Genomic DNA, 17,955 nt, shown 5'->3' with positions numbered 1-17,955 from the left:
GCGTGTGGTGCTGCATCAGCTACTAGCTATACACCGTCCGGAGTAATTCACGCACGGTGCCGGCCAAAAGTTCCCTCTGGGCGTAGCAGCATCGTGCGGCGGCGCCACGGATCCGCGGAAAATCAGCGTGCAGGCGAGGCCTACACCTTTAAACGCCGCGAGACGGCACTTCACGGCAGTTTTCAGTCGCAGGACTGCCGTGAAGTGCCGTCTCGAGGACGGAAGAAAGGGTTACTCGTAGACGTGCGGGGCGAGCGTGCCCACGAAGTCCAGGTTGCGGTACTTTTCTGCGTAGTCCAGGCCGTAGCCCACCACGAATTCGTTGGGGATGTCGTAGCCGACGTACTTGACGTCGATTTGTACCTTGGCGGCCGTGGGCTTGCGGAAGGCCGTGCAGATCTCCACGGACGCGGTGCCGCGGGATTCGAGGTTGGTCTTGAGCCAGGACAGGGTCAGGCCCGAGTCGATGATGTCTTCAACGATCAGAACGTCCTTGCCCATCAGGTCCGTATCGAGGTCCTTAAGGATGCGGACCACACCGGAGGACTGGGTGCCGGAGCCGTAGGAGGACACTGCCATCCAGTCCATGGAAACGTGGCTGTGGAGCGCGCGGGCGAGGTCGGCCATGACCATCACAGCACCCTTGAGGACGCCGACGACGAGGATTTCACGGCCTTCGTAGTCCTTGTCGATCTGGGCAGCGAGCTCGGTGATCCGCTGCTGGATCTGTTCCTTGGTGTAGAGAACGTGCTTGAGGTCTGCCTGGACGTCGTTTGAATCCACCAATGGCTCCTGTGTAGATGCGGGGTGCGACTATTCTTGGGGCGGTTTTTGAGGCCGGAATACTAGCTTCCCACAGCGGGCGGCTTCGCGGGGAACGGGAGTGCCGCCGTCGGGGGCCGCCGCGGTCCTCGCCCGCTGGCCAACAACGCCCAGCTGCGCCAGGGACAGCCGGTACACGCTCACCCCGCCGGGGAGCTCCACCGGACCTGCCGAACCCTGCCGCCGCAGCAGCGCTTCAGCCGCCAAAAGGCGCTGATAGCTGGGTTGTTGACCCCCGACGTCGGCCGCTGCCTTCGCGATGACACGGAACCTGATCGCCGGGGAAAGTTCGCCGAGGGCGTCCTCGGGAAGGCTGATTTCGGGGCCGGACCGCTGCGCCAAACCTGCATATGTGCGTTCTGCCACGTCCTCCAAGTAGTCCGCGTCCAGCTGAAGGATGGACGCCGTCCTGGCAAGCGATTCAGCCACGCCAGGCCCGAGTTTTTCCTCCAGCAACGGCAGCACTTCCACCCGCGTCCGGGAGCGGGCGAAGGCCGGATCCGAATTGCTGGGATCGTGCCAGGGTTCCAGTTCCTCAACGCGGCAGATCTCCAGGGTGTCCTCGCGGCGCAGGCCCAGGAAAGGCCGGAGCAGCAGGCCGCGGGCAGGCCGCATTCCGGCCAGCGAGCGTGTGCCGGAGCCGCGGGCGAGGCCCAGGAGGACCTGTTCGGCCTGGTCGTCCAGCGTGTGGCCGAGCAGGATGGCGGCGGCGCCCTGTTCACTGGCTGTTGCCTCCAGGGCGGCGTGGCGGGCGTCCCGGGCGGCCGCCTCGGGGCCCATACCCGTGGGCGCCACATCAACGGTCCGGACCCCAACCGGGGAAAGCCCGAGTTCCTTGAGGGCCTGAGCCGTGGATATCGCCACCCGCGCCGAACCCTCCTGCAGCTGATGATCCACCACCACGGCACCCACCGTCAGCGGGTGCCGGTCAACGTGGCCGCGGCGGGCGAAGTAGGCTGCCACAGCGGCGAGCGCCAGGGAGTCCGGCCCGCCGCTGCAAGCTACAAGCACGTGCGCCGGATAGCCGGCCTCAGCCAGGGCGTTCTGGAGCATTTTGCGCGCTTTGCCGACGACGGGCGCAAGCCTGCCGGGACGCCGTCGGCCGCTTGCGTGGGGAGAATCCGGCACCTACAGACCCATCCGGTCAACCCACAGCCTGGACTCATGGATCTCAGGCTCGGTAGGGAGGTTGTCAGCCGATTCCCAGACCCTGTTGAAGCCTTCCATCCCGGCGACGGCCACAACCTCGCGGACAAACTTGGCGCCGTCGGAGTACTGACGCATCTTGGCATCCAGCCCCAGCAGGCTCCGGATGAATTTCTCGATGACGCCACGGTCCTTGCCGCGCTCGGTGAAGCGCTGCCGGATGGTCTTGACGGACGGGACAATGCTGGCGTCGACGGCGTCCATCACCACGTTCGCGTGGCCCTCCAGCAGGCTCATCACGGCCGTCAGGTGCGACAGGGACGCCTTTTCCTCGGGGTTCTGCAGCAGGTCCAGGATGGCGCCGCGGCCGGGGGTGTTGCCTGTGGCGGAGCGGTCCTTGAGGGAGCGGGCGGCGGCAGAGGCGCGCTCCATCAGGGAGTCGACGTTGCCCAGCAGGTGAACGCTAAGGTTGTCGATCTCGGAAAGCATGTGATGGCGGAGCCACGGTGCGGCGGCGAACTGCACGCGGTGGGTCTGCTCGTGGAGGCAGACCCAGAGCCTGAAATCCTCGGGCGCTACGTTGAGTTCCCGCTCCACGGAAACAATGTTCGGGGCCACGAGCAGCAGCCGGCCACCCGCCGGCGCCTTGGAGCCTTCGGCGAGCGCGGCGAAGGGATCGTACTGGCCAAGGACCTTGCTGGAGAGGAATGCGAGGACGGCGCCGAGCTGGCTGCCGGTGATGGCGCCGCTGACGCTGGCCGCGGCGGGGCTCACGGTGCCGTGCCGGCTTTCGAGCATCTTTTCCATGGCGGGCTTGAGCATCACGGCGAAACTCTGGGTGTTGGCCTTGGCCCAGTTCGCCCGGTCCACCACCAGGACAGAGGAGTCCCGGAGGTCCCGCGCTGCTTCGAGGCCGGTGATCTCGTGGACGTGCGGGACCGAAGCGTCCGCGAGGCGGCGCAGGCTGTCCACGGCCTCGTTGATTTCCGCCGCGCCGAGTGTTGGTCCGGCGGAAGCCAGCCGCGACGCAGTGGCTGCGGCCAGGTCCCAGTTGATTAGGGCCTGGGCCGGGTTGGATGATGCCGGTGCTGACGAATCACGTGCAGTGGACTCCATAGCCCCATCACATCACAGCCAACCGCGGATGGTCCTTAAGTTCGCTGACCGGCGAACGCGGGCTGGCATGATCGCGGAACGCTCTTGCGGGGTACGGCCGCTCCTGCCCTGCCTACCGGCAGCCGCAAGCGGCGAGTGCGGCCGCGGCCCGGTCCACGGCCTCCCGGTTCCCGGCCGCGCCGGGCGTCAGGCCATTGCCGATGAAAGAGAAGACCAGCAGGCGTCCGTCGGCGTCCACCACGTAGCCGCTGAGGGCGATGACCGAGTTCAAAGTCCCGGTTTTGGCCCGGACCAGGCCGGCGCCGCGGGACGTTGTGGCATCCTCGTAGCGGGCGTCCAGGGTCCCGGACAGCCCGGCCACCGGGAAACCATCCAACGCTGCCCGCAGCCGACGATCCGTTCCGGTGGTCATGGCCCGCACCACGTCGGCCAACTGGCTGGCGGAGGCCTGGTTTCCGATGGCCAGTCCGGACACGTCCGCGAAGCGCATGGTTGGGGTGGCGATGCCCAGTTCGGCGAGCTGTGCGCGGACGGCGGCCGTGGCGCCGTCCGTGCTTGCCGGCTCCCCCACCGCAGCGGCGGCCATCCGCCCGAGAACCTCCGCGAGGTAGTTGTCAGAGGACTCCAGCATCAGGCCCACCTGTTCGGCAACCGTGGCGGACTGCACCTCCGCCACGGGTAAGGGGGCACCGTTTGCGGTTTCGGGCGCACTGGAACGCCCGACGCCGGCCGCTACCGTTAGTCCCGCAGCGGCGCCTGCCGCCTTGAGCTGGGCGGCGAACGCCTCCGCAGCGGTCACCGCCGAGTCCTGCGGGCGTGGGCCCGTGGTGACGGCAGGGTTGTAGCGTGCCGAGTTCAGTGCAAGCGGGTACAGCGGCGCCACCTCGCCTGCGGCAACGTCCCCGTCTCCCCAGGCCGGGTTCAGGGCCGGTCCGCTGAACAGGGAATCGTCCACGAGGACCGTTAGCTCGCCGGTTGTTCCTTTTGCCTGGAGTGCTGCGACTGTGGCTGCGGCAAGGCTGGCCAGCCCCGCGTGGCCCATCACCTGGTCCGGCGCGGACTCGCCTGCACTGAGGAGCACATCGCCGCCGCCGGTGAGCACCACCTTATTGGCGTCGGATCCGGCCATGACCCGGGTGCTGAAGCGGTGGTCGGGCCCAAGCGCCCTCAGGGCGGCCACCGCTGTGAACAGTTTCATGTTGGAGGCGGGGACCCGGTTCTCCGAACCGCCACGGTCATAAAGGACATCGCCGGTGAGCGCATCCTGGACAAGCCCCGTGAAGCTGCCGTCGCCGTCGGACTTTAACAAGGAGTCCAGCTGCGCCGTGACAGCCGCCGGCAGCGGCACCGTCGCGGTGTCCGTGAGCGGGGACAGCCCCTGGCGGGCGGACAGTGTTACTGGCGGCAACTGCCAGGCCGGCGTGGCGGGAGCGGCGGCAGGCGGTTCCGGACCGATAAAGCCGGGGGCAACCACCACGGCCGCGGGAACGGCGAGCCCCAGCATCAGTGCTACGAGGACGGCCAGCGGCCACGCCTGCCGCGCACTACGGCCTGCGCGCCTCAGTACAGAGGGGAACGCGTCCTTTGACTCCGCCTCTAACCCTGCGGGGCGCGATGTTTCCTTCATGCTGCTGCTGGTCCTCAAGTCCTGAAATTTCCCCGCAAGTTCCTGAAACCTGGGCCTCTCGCTATATCCTCAATAATAGTCGGCGGCACCGACACTCCTTTGTGGTCCGTCTCTTGTGCCGCGAACCCCTGCAATTGCCGAGGAGAATTCCCATGAAGCATGACGTGACCATCGAGATCCCTAAGGGATCACGCGTCAAGTACGAAGTTGACCACGAGACCGGCCGCGTCCGTCTGGACCGCGTCCTCTTCACCTCCATGCAGTACCCCACGCACTACGGATTCTTCGAGAACACCCTGGGCGAAGACGGCGATCCGCTGGATGCATTGGTGCTCCTGCAGGACTTCGATCTGCACCCGGGCGTCATCGTCGAGTCCCGCCCCATCGGCGTTTTCAACATGACGGACGACGGCGGCGGCGACGCCAAGGTTCTGTGCGTCCCGGTTGACGCCCGCTTCGACCACATCCAGGAAGTCAGCGATGTCAGCGAATACCTGATCAAGGAGATCGAGCACTTCTTCACCCGCTACAAGGACCTGGAGCCGGGCAAGTGGGTCAAGGCTGAAGGCTGGGGCGACCGCGCCGCCGCCGAGGCCGAGCTGGAAGCATCCATCAAGCGTTACGTGCCTGCCGCCGGCCACTAATCCTCACCGCATTCAAGCAACGCGGGGTCACTTCGCGCTCAATCCACACCCGGAATTGAGCAGGAAGTGACCCCGCGTTGTGGTTTAACAGCGCAGGCGTTTCTGTGGAATCGTTGACCTGTGAGTTCAGAGCTTTCCTTTAGTCCCCCGTCTTTTGAACCCCCGTGCGGGCCCATCACAGGGTGGCGCGACGGTGAGGTGGTGCGCGCCACCGGCATCCCCTACGCCACCGCGGGCCGCTTCCAGCCCCCGGCGGCTGCGCCCGGCTGGACCACGCCTTTTGCCGCGACCACCCTTGCCCCGGCATGCCCCCAGGGTCCCGTCCCGTTCCTGGACGACGTCCTGGGCACCCGCTACGGCGAGCTTCCTGGCAGCGAGGACTGCCAACGCCTCTCGATCACCGTGCCGGCCGGTCTTTCCGAAGCTGAGCGCGTCCCGGTCATGGTGTGGCTGCACGGCGGCTCCTACACCTCAGGCTCCGGCGACCTGGCGATTTTCGATGCCACCTCCCTCGTGGCGGAGAACCGGGTCATCGTGGTCTCGGTAACGTACCGGCTTGGCTTGTTCGGATATCTGGCAACGGGAACCGGCCGGCCCGCAAACCTCGGCCTGCTGGACCAGTTGGAAGCGTTCCGCTGGGTGCAGCGGAACATCGCAGCCTTCGGCGGGGATCCGGCACGTGTCACCGCGTTCGGCCAGTCCGCTGGAGGCGACTCCGTGGCCCACCTGATGGCGACGCCGGAAGCACCATCGCTGTTCCAGCGGGCCATTATTCAGAGTGCGCCGCTGGGTATCACCCGCGGCCGGCACAAGATGAGCCGCGCCATGGGCATCGCAGCGGAAGCGGTCACCGAGGACACTCCTGCCATGGACGTCGTGGCCATCGAGGACCACGTGTCGCAGGTGTCGCGCAAGTACGGGCTGATGGCCGCCATGCCGTTCGGCACACAGTATGGGCACGCCCCGCTCCCGCCCGAACCGGAGATTGAGTCCGCCTGGAACGCGACCGCGCCGGGCATCGAGGTGCTGATCGGAAACACCTCTGATGAAGCCAGGCTGTTCCTGCCCCGCACCCCGTTCGTCGGCCAACTCCGCAAGGTACCCGGGCTGGGCAACGCGGGCGTCAAGGCCATCAACTGGGCGGTGACGGAGGCCGTGTACGGCAAGGCTGCCCGGAAGTTTGCCCGCCGTCATGCCCGTGCCGGCGGCAAGGCCTACACCTACGTACTCTCGTGGGGCGCTCCCGGGAACTTCTACGGCGCCGCCCACACCGTTGATCTGCCGTTGTTGTTCGGGAACCAGCAGACCTGGGCCGCTGCAGGGCTTTTGACGGGCGCCACGTGGGACGAGATCGACGCCGTGGGCCGTGAGGTGCGCCGGCTGTGGGCCACGTTTGCCCGCGGTGAGGACCTTGGGGAGGCGGGCGGCATTCCCGGGGCGCTTCAGTACCGGCTGGCTTCATGAGGACGCTCGGCGTCGACCTTGCCGCGGCCACCAAGAATACGGCCGTCGCTGTCCTGGAATGGGACGCCGGTACTGCCCGACTGGAGCACCTTGCCCTGGATGTTGGCGATCAGGAAATCGTGGAGTTGTTCGGCGCCAGTTCGATGACCGGAATCGACTGCCCCGTGGGCTGGCCGGACGCTTTCCTGCCGTTCCTGACAGGCCATCTGCATTTCGATGCGAGTCCGGTGCTTGCCCACGACGGCATTGAGGGCCGCCGCCTGCTGGCTTACCGGGACACTGACCGCTTCATCACCGCGCACACCGGCCTGATCCCGCTTAGCGTTTCAGCTGACAGGCTTGCCCACCCTGCGATGCGGTGCGCCGTGATCCAGGCCAAGATCGCCGCTGAGCACGGACCCCAGGCCAGGGACGGGTCCGGGCGGCTGGCGGAGGTCTACCCTGCGGCGTCCCTGAAACTATGGGGCCTCCTGGCCCGGGGCTACAAGGGCCGAGGTGCTCCCGAGACGGAACGCCTTGGCGAGATTCTGGACCATCTGAAAGTGGCGGCACCCTGGCTGGACCTCGCTGGCCAGGAGGACCGGCTGGCCGCATCCGACGACCTTTTTGACGCCGTGGTTGCCTCGCTGAGCGCCCGCGCGGTCGCTGTGGGCCAGTCCCTCCGCCCACTGGCTTCCTACGCGGAAGCGGCCCTGACCGAAGGCTGGATCCACGTTCCGTCCGGCGGGCTCGCCGGCCTCGGTGGTCCCTGAGCAACGCGGGGTCACTTTTAGTCCAATAAACCCCGATTATCGGGCGAAAAGTGACCCCGCGTTGGTCTGGCTCAGGCTTTTCGCGTCCAGTTCCGGATGTCCTCCGGGTCCTCGCCCTCGGTCCGGGTGTGTTGGCGGGCCTGCATGCGCCGGTCCTGGAGGTTCTGGCGCAGCAGCGAGTGCTGTTCCGCCAGACCCGGCACCCGGTCAATGGCATCAATGGCCAGCTGGAAGCGGTCGATACAGTTCAGCATGGCCATGTCGAACGGCGTGGTGGTGGTTCCTTCCTCCTTGTAGCCGCGGACGTGCAGGCCCTCCTGGTTGGTGCGCCGGTAGGCCAGCCGGTGGATCAGCGCCGGATAGCCGTGATAGGCGAAAATGATCGGCTTGTCCGGGGTGAAGATTCCGTCAAAGTCGCGCGATGTCAGGCCGTGCGGGTGCTCACTCGCATCCTGGAGCCGCATCAGGTCCACCACGTTGACCACGCGGACCTTCAGGCCGGGTGCCCCTTCTTTGAGGAGTTCCGCGGCGGCCACGGTCTCCACCGTAGGCACATCGCCGGCGCAGGCGAGCACCACGTCCGGCTCCTCCCCCGGCACTTCGGATCCCGCAAACTCCCAGATGCCAAGCCCCCGCCGGCAGTGGTTCTCGGCATCGGCCGGGCCCAGCCAGGTGGGAGACGGCTGCTTGCCACTGACCACGATGTTGACGTAATCCGTGGACGCCAGGCAGTGCTCCATAACCGAGAGCAGCGTGTTCACGTCCGGTGGCAGGTAGACCCGGATAACCTCGGCTTTTTTGTTCACAGCGTGGTCTATAAAACCCGGATCCTGGTGTGAGAAACCGTTGTGGTCCTGCTGCCACACATGTGAGGAGAGCAGGTAGTTCAGCGACGGCACAGGCTGGCGCCACGGAAGCTTCCGGTGCACCTTGAGCCATTTGGCATGCTGGTTGAACATCGAATCCACGATGTGGATGAAGGCCTCATAACAGCTGAACACCCCGTGCCGGCCGGTCAACAGGTAGCCCTCCAGCCAGCCCTGGCACAGGTGTTCGCTCAGCACCTCCAAGACCCGGCCTGACCGCGCGAGGTGCTCATCGACGTCGTCAATCCGGTACTGCCAGACCTTGTCGGTGACCTCATAGACATCCTGCAGCCGGTTGGATGCCGTTTCGTCGGGCCCGAAGAGGCGGAAGGTTTCCATGTTCAGCGAGATGACGTCGCGCATCCACGAGCCCAGCGTAGTCATGGGGCTGATCCGTTCGGTACCCGGCTGCTCAACCTCGACGGCGTGGGCCGAGTAAGCGGGCAACTTCAGCGGTTTGCGCAGCAGTCCGCCGTTGGCGTGCGGCGTGGCGCTCATCCGAAGGGTCCCGGACGGCGCATTCCTGGAGACGTCGGGCCGGAGCCGGCCGTCGGTGTCAAACAGTTCGTCGGGGCGGTACGACTGGAGCCACTCCTCCAGTTCTTTCAGGTGCCCGGCGTTGGTACGGACCTCCGATAAGGGGACCTGGTGGCTCCGCCACGTTCCCTCCACCTGTTTCCCGTCCACCGTCCGCGGCCCCGTCCAACCCTTGGGCGAGCGCAGCACAATCATCGGCCAGCGCGGTGCGGCGTCGGCCGCCCGCGAGTCTGCGGCAGCGCCGCCGTCGTCCGTCCCCTCACCAGCAGTCCCGCCGCGGCGGGCTTCCTGGATGGCGTGGATGGCGGCAACGCATTCGTCCACGGCGGCGGCGAAGTCGCGGTGTGCCTTCGCGGTGTCATCGGGGTCCGCGACGGTGACGAAGTACGGCTCATGGCCGTAGCCGCGGAGCAGCTGCTCCAACTGCCCCTCCGGCATGCGCGCCAGAATGGTGGGATTGGCGATCTTGTAGCCGTTCAGGTGCAGGATGGGCAGCACGGCGCCATCGTGAACCGGATCCAGGAAGTTGTGGGAGTGCCAACTCGCCGCGAGCGGCCCCGTTTCCGCTTCGCCGTCGCCAATCACGACGGCGGTGATCAGCTGGGGATTGTCGAATACGGACCCGTACGCGTGGGCGAGCGCGTACCCCAGTTCGCCGCCCTCACTGATGGAACCGGGCGTCTCCGGCGCGGCGTGGCTGGGGATGCCACCCGGGTAGGAGAACTGGCGGAACAGCTCCGCCACGCCCGCCTCATCCATGCCCACGGCCCCGTAGATTTCCGAGTACGTCCCCTCGAGCCACGCGTTCGCCACCACAGCCGGCCCACCGTGCCCGGGTCCGGCGATGAACAGCATCTCCTGTGAGTCCCTTCGGATAACACGGTTCAGGTGGGCGTACACGAAGTTCAGCCCCGGTGTGGTCCCCCAGTGCCCCAGCAGCCGGGACTTGGTGTGGTCCGCGGCGAGGGGCTGCCGGAGCAGCGGGTTGGCGCGGAGGTAGATCTGCCCCACGGAAAGATAGTTTGCGGCACGCCACCAGCGGTCCACGAGTTCCAGGTCGTCCTGCGTCACGTTGGTTTGAGCCGACTTGTCCTGTGTTAATTCATCCTGCGGGCTGCCGGTCATGACCGTCCTCACGTCGCTTCGCGCCGCCCATGGGCAGCCGTCCCTCCATCGCAACACCTATCGGTACTTGGCACAACCCGGACACACCCTTGACCTGCCGCAAGACCCCACGTTCACTTGCCCTCAGCCTGCTACCAGCGGGTAGTCTGTGTTTCACATGTTCACGTTGACCATCAACCAGACCGATAGCCGGCGCGACGGCGACCGCGTTCCTCAACTGTTGAAGGACCTGCGGCACATTCCCGCGCGCCTTGATTTTGACCGCTCGGTGGAAGACGAAGTCCAGGGCATTGTCGATTCCCCGCATCAGGCAGTGGAAGCGGCACTGATCGCCCTGCGTTGTGGCTCCTGGTACGTGGGCCTGGGTGTGGGGCCGGTCAATGAACCTCTGCCCAACCAGATCAAGGACGCCTCCGGGCACGGCCTGGTCTACGCCCGGCGCGCTGTGGACAGGCTCCGCAACGTCAAAGAACGCATTCCTGTTGCCGTGGAAGGGCCGCTCGCCGACCTTGCCCATGAAGCCGAATCAGTCCTCCGGCTCCTCGGCCACATCGTCAGGGACCGGTCCGGGGCCGAGTGGCGGGTCCTTGACCTGATGACCCCGGGCGTCCGCGGACAGCAGAAAGCCGTAGCCCACGAACTGGGGATCACCACGCAGGCCGTCAGCAAAGCCGTGGCCAGGGCTCAATGGACTGAGGAACACGCCGCCAGGCCGGCCGCCGCACGGTTGCTGTCGCTCATCCTTGAGGTGCGCTGAACGTCCACGTTGTTGATCCAGGGCGTTCACAGCGCGTCCGGCTTACTGCCTGAAGCAGCCCCTACGTAAGGAGGCTGAGCAACACGTGGGCGGCGCCGTCGTCGTACACGGAAGCGGTGACTTCGTCGGCAACGGCGATGACCTCGGCCGGGGCCTGGCCCATGGCCACACCCCGTCCCGCCCAGCCCAGCATTTCGATGTCGTTCCGGCCGTCGCCAATGGCCACGGTCCGGTGCGGCTCAGTCCCCAACTGGCCCCGGAGCCGTTCCAGTGCGCTGGCCTTGGTGACGCCGGCGGCGGCGATGTCAAGCCACGCCGTCCAGCCGACGGAGTACGTGACGCCGGCCAGGCCGATCTGCTCAATGGTCTCGGAGAACTCCTCCGGCGTGTTCTCGGTGCTGTACACCACCAGGCGGACTGCGGTGGAGTCCAGCAGGGTCTGAAAATCGACGCCGATCGCCTCAACGCCGAAGCTGGCGTCATGGAAGCGCTCGGTGGCGAGGAAGTTGCCGGCCTCGTCCTCCAGTGCGTACTTGGCGGTGGGCAGGCGTTCGCGGAGGGCCCGGAGAGCCGGGGCGGGATCGAAGGTGGACTTGTGGATGATTTCGTAGCCGTCGGCCAGGTCCGGATCCAACCGGACAGTCACGCCGCCGTTGCAGCAGACCGCGTAGCCGCTGCCGATGCCGATCTGTTCGATGATGGGCAGCGTGGCACTTAGGGAACGGCCGGTGGCGATCAGGACGTCGTGGCCGGCAGCCACCACGGCCTGCGCGGCTTCACGGACCGGGGCCGACATGTGGCCGTCGTGGTCCACCAGGGTGCCGTCCACGTCCAGGGCCACCATGAACTTGGTGATGGTGTTTTCGGTTGCGATCCGCTGGTCATCGGTGCCAGCGACTGTGGATTCAGTCAAAATAGTCATGCGTCCAGTGAACCAGAGACCCCGGGAACCGGCTAGGACGCAGGCCACAGCCCCCGGTGAACACAGGGTTAATACTCACAGGTTGTCCCCGGTGGCCGGCGTCCCAGGCAGAAATCCCCGCCGCGTGGACTAATCCCCCTGGCATTAGCCGGGGGATGGACCACGAGACGTGGATTTTAGGGAGCGGCGAGGAGCCCGCAGGCTAGAGGACCGGGAAGACTTCCAGGCCGCCGAGGTACTTCTGCAGGGCGGCGGGGACGTTGACCGAGCCGTCGGCGTTCTGGTGGTGCTCCAGGATGGCCACGATCCAGCGGGTGGTGGCCAGGGTGCCGTTGAGGGTGGCCACGGCGCGGGTGCCCTTGGTTACGCCTTCGTTGTTGATGACACGCTCACGGATATTCAGGCGGCGGGCCTGGAACGTGCTGCAGTTCGAGGTGGAGGTGAGCTCGCGGTAGGCGCCCTGGGTGGGAACCCAGGCTTCGCAGTCGAACTTCCGGGCGGCGGACATGCCGAGATCCCCGGCGGCGGTGTCGATGACCCGGTACGGCAGCTCGCACTTAGCCAGCATCTCCTCTTCCCAGGCCAGCAACCGCTCATGCTCGGCCGCGGCCTCTTCCACCGTGGTGTAGATGAACATCTCCACCTTGTTGAACTGGTGCACGCGGATGATGCCGCGGGTGTCCTTGCCGTGCGAGCCGGCTTCACGCCGGTAGCAGGAGCTCTGGCCGGCAAACCGGATGGGACCCGAGGTGAGGTCCAGGATTTCGTCCGCGTGGTAGCCGGCAAGCGCCACCTCGGAGGTTCCCACGAGGTAAAGGTCGTCCTCCGCCAGACGGTAGATCTCGGCGTCGTGCTTTACGTCAAAACCGGTGCCCTGCATGGTTTCGGGGCGCACCAGGGTAGGTGTGATCATGGGAACGAAACCGGCTTCGATGGCCTGGTCCATGGCCATCTGCAGCAGCGCCATCTCCAGCCGCGCACCCACGCCGCGCAGGAAGTAGAAGCGGGAGCCGGACACCTTCGCGCCGCGCTCCATGTCGATCGCGCCGATCAGCTCACCAATTTCCAGGTGGTCCTTGGGCTTGAAATCGGGGAATTCGCGGGGCGTGCCAACGGTCTTGACCACAACGTAGTCGTCCTCGCCGCCCTCAGGGACGCCGTCCTCAATGAGGTTGGGGATGCTGCGCAGCAGTTCGTCCTGCTTCGCCTGCACTGCATCAGATTCGGCGGAGGCCGCCTTCACGGTGTTGGCCAGTTCTTTGACCTCGGCGAGAAGGGCTTTTTTCTCATCGCCCTTGGCCTGCGCCACCTTCTTGCCGAAGACATTCTGCTCGGCCCGGAGGTTTTCGTACCGGATCAGGGCGGCCCGCCGGGCGGAGTCTGCTGCGATGATCGCGTCCACCACTGATTCGTCGGCGCCGCGGGCGCGCTGGCTGGCACGGAACTTGTCCGGGTTTTCGCTGAGGTCTTTTACGTCGATCACCAGACAAGAGTATCTAATCCCGCGCACGGAGGACTGCCGCCCGGAACGCGGAAATAGCGGCGGCGGGCCCGGGCTACTGTTGAAGCACCATGAATGACTGGCTTCTTTACCTCCTGAGTGCGGCAGCGCTGGCTTTTGCTGTCTCCAGTTGGTGGGGTGTGCGGAAGCTCAAAGCCCTGCACGTGCGCAGCGCCGTCAACGAAGTTGCCCACGAGGCCGGCCTCACCCACCAGCGTGTGGCCGTCATCCTTAACCCCGTCAAAGCGCGCTCCTCCGAGGCGAAAGCAGCCATCCAGCGCGCCTGCCTCACAGCCGGCTGGGACGATCCCCTCTTTTTGGAGACGACGGCGGAGGACCCCGGCTACTCCCAGGCCAAAGCGGCGCTGGACTTTAAGGCCGACGTCGTCCTGGTGGGCGGCGGCGACGGTACCGTGCGGGTGGTGGCTGAGTCGCTCGCGCATACGGATATTGCCATGGGCATCATTCCGCTGGGAACCGGGAACCTGCTGGCGCGCAACGTTGAGCTGGACGTCAACGACCTCCGGGCCAACATTCAGACGGCCCTGTTTGGCCAGCAGCGCTACATCGACACCGCACGGATGGGCATCGAGAACTCCCGCACCGGCCACTCCTCCAAACACCTCTTCCTGGTGATCGCAGGGATCGGGATGGATGCGGAAATCCTGGCAGACACCAATGCCGGACTCAAGAAAGCGGTGGGCTGGCTCGCCTACACCGAAGCCGGCATGAGGCACCTGCCTGGGCGCCGGCGCAAAGTGTCAGTGTCCCTGGACGAAAGCCCGGAGCAAGCCCGAAACATCCGCACCGTCCTCTTCGCCAACTGCGGGCTGGTGCCCGGCGGCATCGATTTCATCCCCGAGGCCATGATCGACGACGGAATGCTCGACGTGGTGGTCATGAGTCCGCGCAGTGCCTTCGGCTGGCTGGCTATGTACGGAAAAATCCTGCTCAAACACCGGGGCAACCTGCCCATCATGACGATGTACCGGGCGGGGAAGATCGTCATCAAGTGCCCGGAGCCCATGCCGACCCAGATCGACGGCGATCCGTCGGGTTTGGCCACGAAGGTCACCGTCCAGGTGGCGCCGCGGTCACTCCTGATCAGGGTGAAGGGTCAGCAGGCCTGAGCCAGGCCGGTCCTCAGGCGGTGGCTTTCTTGGCGGCTTCCTCTGCGGCGGCCTTTGCGGCACGCGCCTCAGACTGCTCGCGGATCAGGGCCTGTTCCTCTTCGAAGCGCAGGCGGTCGGCGCGGTCTGCTTCGTCGCCGTCCCAGTCCTGGTTGTCTTCGGCCGGCTTGGGGTTAACGATCATGCCCTGGCCGTCATCGTCTGTACTGCTGGTACTCATGACCCGCTCCCTTCGTTAGGGGCCGTCCCCCAAGTGGATCAGGCAAGCATACGCACAGTAACTAGCACGCGGAAGTACCCTGTTCTACGCTGTGGGCGAAGCTCCGGAACCGGTTTCGGGGCGGACCGGCTGCGCCTGCAGGATCCCGCCCACCCATTGATGCGCTGCACGGAATGCCTCGTCCGAGGTGTGCGGAGCCACAAGGACCTCGTGTGCGTCCGCCCGCCCATAGGAACCCAGGAAGCGGGTGGCCGGGCTGATGCGGTGAAGTCCTGCGAGTGCGTCGGCTACGCGGGCATCCTGGACATGGCCGTCGGCGTCGATGCTGAAGAAGTAGTGACCCAGGTACTGACCGGTGGGCCGGGACTCGATCCGGCTGAGGTTCACGCCCCGGGTGGCAAACTGATCAAGGATTTCCATCAGCGCCCCCGGCCGGTCCTCGGGCAGCGGGACCACCACGGTGGTTTTGTCCGCCCCGGTCCGTTGGGGCAAGGCACCGGGCCGGCCCACCATGATGAACCGCGTTACCGCACCTGGGTTGTCGCCGATGTTCTCCGCCACGACGGCCAGTCCGGGCTGTTCCTGAGCGACGATCGGTGCACAGATGGCGGCGTCGTAGTGGGCATCGTCGGCCAGGAGCCCCATGGCGGCGGCCGCCGTGGAGGATCCCGGGATGTATTCCGCACCGGGAATGTTCGCCTCGACCCACAGCCGGCACTGCGCCCACGCGTGGCCGTGGGTGGAAATGCGTCGGATCTCGGTACTCTTCACCCCCGGCCGGGCCACCAGCACAAAACTGATGGGCACGAGGACCTCCCGCGTAATCCGGAGTTCCGGACCACTGGCAATTGCGTCCAACGTGGCCGTGACGCCGCCTTCCACGGAGTTTTCGATCGGGACCATGGCGGCATCCGCAGAACCATCCCGGACCATGTCCAGCGCAGCATTTACGTTGGAGGCCGGGATGCGAGTGGCCTCGGCGGCCCCCGGCACCTGCATCAGCGCCGCCTCGGTAAAAGTTCCCTCAGGTCCAAGAAACGTGTAGATAGCGGCTGACGCAGGCATGGCATATTCCTCTATGGCGATGGATGCAGGAAGAGTCGCGGCTTAAAGGACCAGCGGCTTGAGCCCGTTGTCCGAAACCAGCGGCTTGCCTGACTCCAGCCACTGGTCCATTCCGCCAGCAACATTGATGGCGGCGTAGCCCTGGCCGGTGAGCCACTGGGCAGCGCGGAAGGACCGCCCGCCGGTCCGGCAAATGATGTAAAGGTCCTGGTCCGGGTCCAGTTCGTCCAGGCGTGCGGGAAGCTGGTCCAGCGGAATGTGGAGGGCGCCCTCGGCGTGGCCGGCCACCCACTCGTAGTCTTCGCGGACGTCAAGAATAGCCGCGTCTTCCGGAACGTCGTTGACAGGCACGGATTCGAAATCGCTCACGGGATCCCTTTCGGATGATTGTGGTCTCCTCCCAGCCTAACGCCGGCCACCTGCCATCCCGGCCGGGAACGGGGAGGTTACGCTTCTACATGATCCCGAGGAGGACCCTTGCCCGCTAAGCAGCCCACCGGTTCCCTGAGCGACCTTCACGAAATATCCGCCGTCCAACTGCGGGACTCCCTTCGGTCCGGAGAACTCTCCGCCCGTGAAACGACCGCACACTTCCTGGCCCGCATCGCCGAGCGGAACCCCCTGCTGGGCGCTTTTATTACCGTCACCGCCGAACAGGCCATGGCCGATGCCGCTGCGGCCGACGCCCGCTACGCCCGGCTTCGGAAGAGTTCTGGGGCAGCCCCCGCCGGCGGTACTGCGAAGGACCTGCCGCTCCTGCACGGCATGCCGCTCGCCTTCAAGGACCTGACCGATGTGGCGGGCGTGGTGACCACCCACGGGAGCGCTGCGCTGGACCACAAACCTGCGCTTACCGACGGGGCAATCGTTGCAGTCCTCAAGGCAGCCGGCGTGATCTCGCTGGGTAAGACGCAGGTCCCGGAGTTCGGACTGACGGCATACAGCGAAAACCGCATCGCCCCGCCGTCGCGCAATCCTCACGCCCCCAGCCGCAGCTCCGGCGGTTCCTCTGGCGGCAGCGCCGCCGCCGTGGCCGGCGGCTTGCTGCCCTTTGCGCCCGGGAGCGACGGCGGCGGCTCCATCCGGATCCCGGCGGCGGCCTGTGGACTGGTGGGACTCAAACCGGGCCGTGGGCTGGTGCCCTCCGGCGAGAGCTCTGCTGATCCCGCCGGGCTGGTGGTGGCCGGCCCGTTGGCACGGAGCGCAGCCGACGCTGCCCTGCTTCTGGACGCCCTGGTGCCCTCCCCCGGAAGCGGCTACCTCGACGCTGTGACGCAGGAACCGCGTCCGCTGCGGATCGGCCTCAGCCCGGACAGCCCCTGGTCTGCTGCCTTCCCGTTCACGCCCGAGCCGGAGGCCCTGACGGCATTGCGGACGGGCCGCGAGATGCTGGAACATGCCGGGCACGCCGTGACCGAAGCCAGCATCCGCTACGACAACCGCTACCCTGACGCCTTCACCACAGCCTGGACTGCCGCCGTCGGAACCGCCCGGATCAGTCCGCACCTTGAGGCATTGCTGACCCCGCTCACCAGGACGTTCCGGCGCAGGGCCCAACAGCGCAGCGCATCCAAGCTGAGCGAATCCCTGGCGTTCCTCCGGCAGTTCACGCGTGACACCATCACCCAGTACGGCGCGTGGGATCTCATGCTCATGCCTGCCCTGGCGCAAACGCCCCGTCCGGTGGGCTGGTTTACCGGCGCCTCCCACGGTGACGAGCGTTGGCCCGCCGCGGCATGGGCGGGCGACGCCGACGACGACTACCGCAGGCAGTGCGAATTCGCGCCGTGGTCGTCCATGGTTAACGTTTGCGGCCTGCCGGCCGTGACCATTCCCGTCCACTGGACCGGCGGGCAGTCAGGCGAGGGACTCCCGATGGGCATTCAACTGGTTGGTCCGGAGGGGTCGGAGCTGCTCCTGCTGCAGGTGGCGGCACAGCTGGGATTCTGAAGTGGGTTGAACGGCTCCGGGGTGTCGACTCTGCGGCCAATCGGGTGGACCATTAAAGGGCAGTCACCTAAGAGGAGGCCTGTGATGTGCTATTCATCAAGCAAGGATTTCGGGTGGGGCACCAAGAAGGACGCCACCCGCGAACCCGAGGCGCGCCAGCAGAAACTGCCGGACCGTACCGAGCCGCATTACACGGCTCAGGACTTCACCTTCTGGACATTCCCGCGTCGGCGGAAGACCCATGAAGCCGAAGAACCTGCTGCCGAGCGCACCAGCGAGAGGGTCTGACCCGTTGGCCAAGCCCGCTTGAA

General features: G+C 66.3%; 17 protein-coding genes. 7 read left to right on the top strand and 10 right to left on the bottom strand.

Annotated elements, in window-relative coordinates; translation table 11 throughout:
- Nucleotides 1–231 precede the first annotated feature (231 nt).
- The 4 genes from hpt to dacB all read right to left on the bottom strand — a co-directional run bounded on the left by hpt (nucleotide 232) and on the right by dacB (nucleotide 4,588).
- The gene (gene hpt, locus AC1MCD_RS01120) at nucleotides 232–783 is read right to left on the bottom strand and encodes a hypoxanthine phosphoribosyltransferase (RefSeq protein ID WP_498675071.1); all 552 of its coding nucleotides are present in this window, start codon (nucleotides 781–783) and stop codon (nucleotides 232–234) included.
- A gap of 30 nt (nucleotides 784–813) precedes the next feature.
- Nucleotides 814–1,875 carry a tRNA lysidine(34) synthetase TilS gene (gene tilS, locus AC1MCD_RS01115; protein WP_498675069.1) on the bottom strand — a complete coding sequence of 354 codons (1,062 nt, stop codon included), beginning with the start codon at nucleotides 1,873–1,875 and terminating at the stop codon, nucleotides 814–816.
- 75 nt (nucleotides 1,876–1,950) lie between these two features.
- The gene (locus tag AC1MCD_RS01110; RefSeq protein WP_498675067.1) at nucleotides 1,951–3,084 is read right to left on the bottom strand and encodes a zinc-dependent metalloprotease; all 1,134 of its coding nucleotides are present in this window, start codon (nucleotides 3,082–3,084) and stop codon (nucleotides 1,951–1,953) included.
- 112 nt (nucleotides 3,085–3,196) lie between these two features.
- The gene (gene dacB, locus AC1MCD_RS01105) at nucleotides 3,197–4,588 is read right to left on the bottom strand and encodes a D-alanyl-D-alanine carboxypeptidase/D-alanyl-D-alanine endopeptidase (RefSeq protein ID WP_498678462.1); all 1,392 of its coding nucleotides are present in this window, start codon (nucleotides 4,586–4,588) and stop codon (nucleotides 3,197–3,199) included.
- Between the two features lie 275 nt (nucleotides 4,589–4,863).
- On the opposite strand from dacB, the gene AC1MCD_RS01100 reads away from it, so the two are divergent.
- The 3 genes from AC1MCD_RS01100 (at nucleotide 4,864) to AC1MCD_RS01090 (ending at nucleotide 7,571) form a co-directional block, all read left to right on the top strand.
- Nucleotides 4,864–5,355, top strand: coding sequence for an inorganic diphosphatase (locus AC1MCD_RS01100; protein ID WP_167268354.1), 492 nt, complete (start codon nucleotides 4,864–4,866; stop codon nucleotides 5,353–5,355).
- A gap of 201 nt (nucleotides 5,356–5,556) precedes the next feature.
- Entirely contained in the window at nucleotides 5,557–6,819 is a 1,263-nt protein-coding gene (locus tag AC1MCD_RS01095; RefSeq protein WP_498675063.1) for a carboxylesterase family protein, read from the top strand.
- Nucleotides 6,816–7,571, top strand: coding sequence for a DUF429 domain-containing protein (locus AC1MCD_RS01090; RefSeq protein ID WP_498675062.1), 756 nt, complete (start codon nucleotides 6,816–6,818; stop codon nucleotides 7,569–7,571). The genes AC1MCD_RS01095 and AC1MCD_RS01090 overlap by 4 nt, the downstream gene beginning before the upstream one ends.
- 71 nt (nucleotides 7,572–7,642) lie before the next feature.
- On the opposite strand, the gene AC1MCD_RS01085 is transcribed toward AC1MCD_RS01090, so the two are convergent.
- A complete protein-coding gene (locus AC1MCD_RS01085) occupies nucleotides 7,643–10,099 on the bottom strand; it encodes a phosphoketolase family protein (RefSeq protein ID WP_498675059.1) in 2,457 nt (818 codons plus the stop codon).
- A 157-nt stretch (nucleotides 10,100–10,256) separates the two neighbouring features.
- Between AC1MCD_RS01085 and AC1MCD_RS01080 the strand changes: the two genes are divergently transcribed.
- Entirely contained in the window at nucleotides 10,257–10,856 is a 600-nt protein-coding gene (locus AC1MCD_RS01080) for a hypothetical protein (protein WP_498675056.1), read from the top strand.
- A 61-nt stretch (nucleotides 10,857–10,917) separates the two neighbouring features.
- On the opposite strand, the gene AC1MCD_RS01075 is transcribed toward AC1MCD_RS01080, so the two are convergent.
- Nucleotides 10,918–11,778: an HAD family hydrolase gene (locus AC1MCD_RS01075; protein WP_498675054.1), complete on the bottom strand. Its 861-nt coding sequence runs from the start codon at nucleotides 11,776–11,778 to the stop codon at nucleotides 10,918–10,920.
- Between the two features lie 202 nt (nucleotides 11,779–11,980).
- Entirely contained in the window at nucleotides 11,981–13,261 is a 1,281-nt protein-coding gene (gene serS, locus AC1MCD_RS01070; RefSeq protein WP_498675053.1) for a serine--tRNA ligase, read from the bottom strand.
- Between the two features lie 89 nt (nucleotides 13,262–13,350).
- Between serS and AC1MCD_RS01065 the strand changes: the two genes are divergently transcribed.
- Nucleotides 13,351–14,409 carry a diacylglycerol/lipid kinase family protein gene (locus AC1MCD_RS01065; RefSeq protein WP_498675051.1) on the top strand — a complete coding sequence of 353 codons (1,059 nt, stop codon included), beginning with the start codon at nucleotides 13,351–13,353 and terminating at the stop codon, nucleotides 14,407–14,409.
- Nucleotides 14,410–14,422: 13 nt separating this feature from the next.
- On the opposite strand, the gene AC1MCD_RS01060 is transcribed toward AC1MCD_RS01065, so the two are convergent.
- From AC1MCD_RS01060 to AC1MCD_RS01050, 3 genes are all read right to left on the bottom strand, one after another.
- Entirely contained in the window at nucleotides 14,423–14,629 is a 207-nt protein-coding gene (locus tag AC1MCD_RS01060) for a hypothetical protein (RefSeq protein WP_498675050.1), read from the bottom strand.
- Between the two features lie 84 nt (nucleotides 14,630–14,713).
- On the bottom strand, nucleotides 14,714–15,694 hold the full coding sequence (gene pheA / locus AC1MCD_RS01055) for a prephenate dehydratase (RefSeq protein ID WP_498675048.1): 981 nt from the start codon (nucleotides 15,692–15,694) through the stop codon (nucleotides 14,714–14,716).
- Nucleotides 15,695–15,736: 42 nt separating this feature from the next.
- Nucleotides 15,737–16,063, bottom strand: a complete 327-nt coding sequence (locus AC1MCD_RS01050) for a rhodanese-like domain-containing protein (RefSeq protein WP_190990095.1) — start codon at nucleotides 16,061–16,063, stop codon at nucleotides 15,737–15,739.
- A 135-nt stretch (nucleotides 16,064–16,198) separates the two neighbouring features.
- Between AC1MCD_RS01050 and AC1MCD_RS01045 the strand changes: the two genes are divergently transcribed.
- Nucleotides 16,199–17,644, top strand: a complete 1,446-nt coding sequence (locus AC1MCD_RS01045) for an amidase (protein WP_498678461.1) — start codon at nucleotides 16,199–16,201, stop codon at nucleotides 17,642–17,644.
- An 84-nt stretch (nucleotides 17,645–17,728) separates the two neighbouring features.
- Entirely contained in the window at nucleotides 17,729–17,932 is a 204-nt protein-coding gene (locus AC1MCD_RS01040) for a hypothetical protein (RefSeq protein ID WP_498675046.1), read from the top strand.
- The last annotated feature ends 23 nt before the right edge of the window (nucleotides 17,933–17,955 follow it).

This window comes from Arthrobacter sp. BF1, assembly GCF_056680215.1.
The sequence above is the reverse complement of the archived record's forward strand: the minus strand, read 5'-3'. Positions and strand labels throughout refer to the sequence as shown.

Excerpts from the sequence above, each read along its gene's own strand:
- AC1MCD_RS01085 (WP_498675059.1), bottom strand. The coding sequence starts at position 10,099 with ATGACCGGCAGCCCGCAGGATGAATTAACACAGGACAAGTCGGCTCAA.
- AC1MCD_RS01060 (WP_498675050.1), bottom strand. The coding sequence starts at position 14,629 with ATGAGTACCAGCAGTACAGACGATGACGGCCAGGGCATGATCGTTAAC.
- pheA (WP_498675048.1), bottom strand. The coding sequence starts at position 15,694 with ATGCCTGCGTCAGCCGCTATCTACACGTTTCTTGGACCTGAGGGAACT.
- AC1MCD_RS01040 (WP_498675046.1), top strand. The coding sequence starts at position 17,729 with ATGTGCTATTCATCAAGCAAGGATTTCGGGTGGGGCACCAAGAAGGAC.
- dacB (WP_498678462.1), bottom strand. The coding sequence starts at position 4,588 with ATGCTGGGGCTCGCCGTTCCCGCGGCCGTGGTGGTTGCCCCCGGCTTT.
- AC1MCD_RS01080 (WP_498675056.1), top strand. The coding sequence starts at position 10,257 with ATGTTCACGTTGACCATCAACCAGACCGATAGCCGGCGCGACGGCGAC.
- AC1MCD_RS01090 (WP_498675062.1), top strand. The coding sequence starts at position 6,816 with ATGAGGACGCTCGGCGTCGACCTTGCCGCGGCCACCAAGAATACGGCC.
- AC1MCD_RS01065 (WP_498675051.1), top strand. The coding sequence starts at position 13,351 with ATGAATGACTGGCTTCTTTACCTCCTGAGTGCGGCAGCGCTGGCTTTT.
- AC1MCD_RS01110 (WP_498675067.1), bottom strand. The coding sequence starts at position 3,084 with ATGGAGTCCACTGCACGTGATTCGTCAGCACCGGCATCATCCAACCCG.
- AC1MCD_RS01075 (WP_498675054.1), bottom strand. The coding sequence starts at position 11,778 with ATGACTATTTTGACTGAATCCACAGTCGCTGGCACCGATGACCAGCGG.
- AC1MCD_RS01100 (WP_167268354.1), top strand. The coding sequence starts at position 4,864 with ATGAAGCATGACGTGACCATCGAGATCCCTAAGGGATCACGCGTCAAG.
- tilS (WP_498675069.1), bottom strand. The coding sequence starts at position 1,875 with ATGCTCCAGAACGCCCTGGCTGAGGCCGGCTATCCGGCGCACGTGCTT.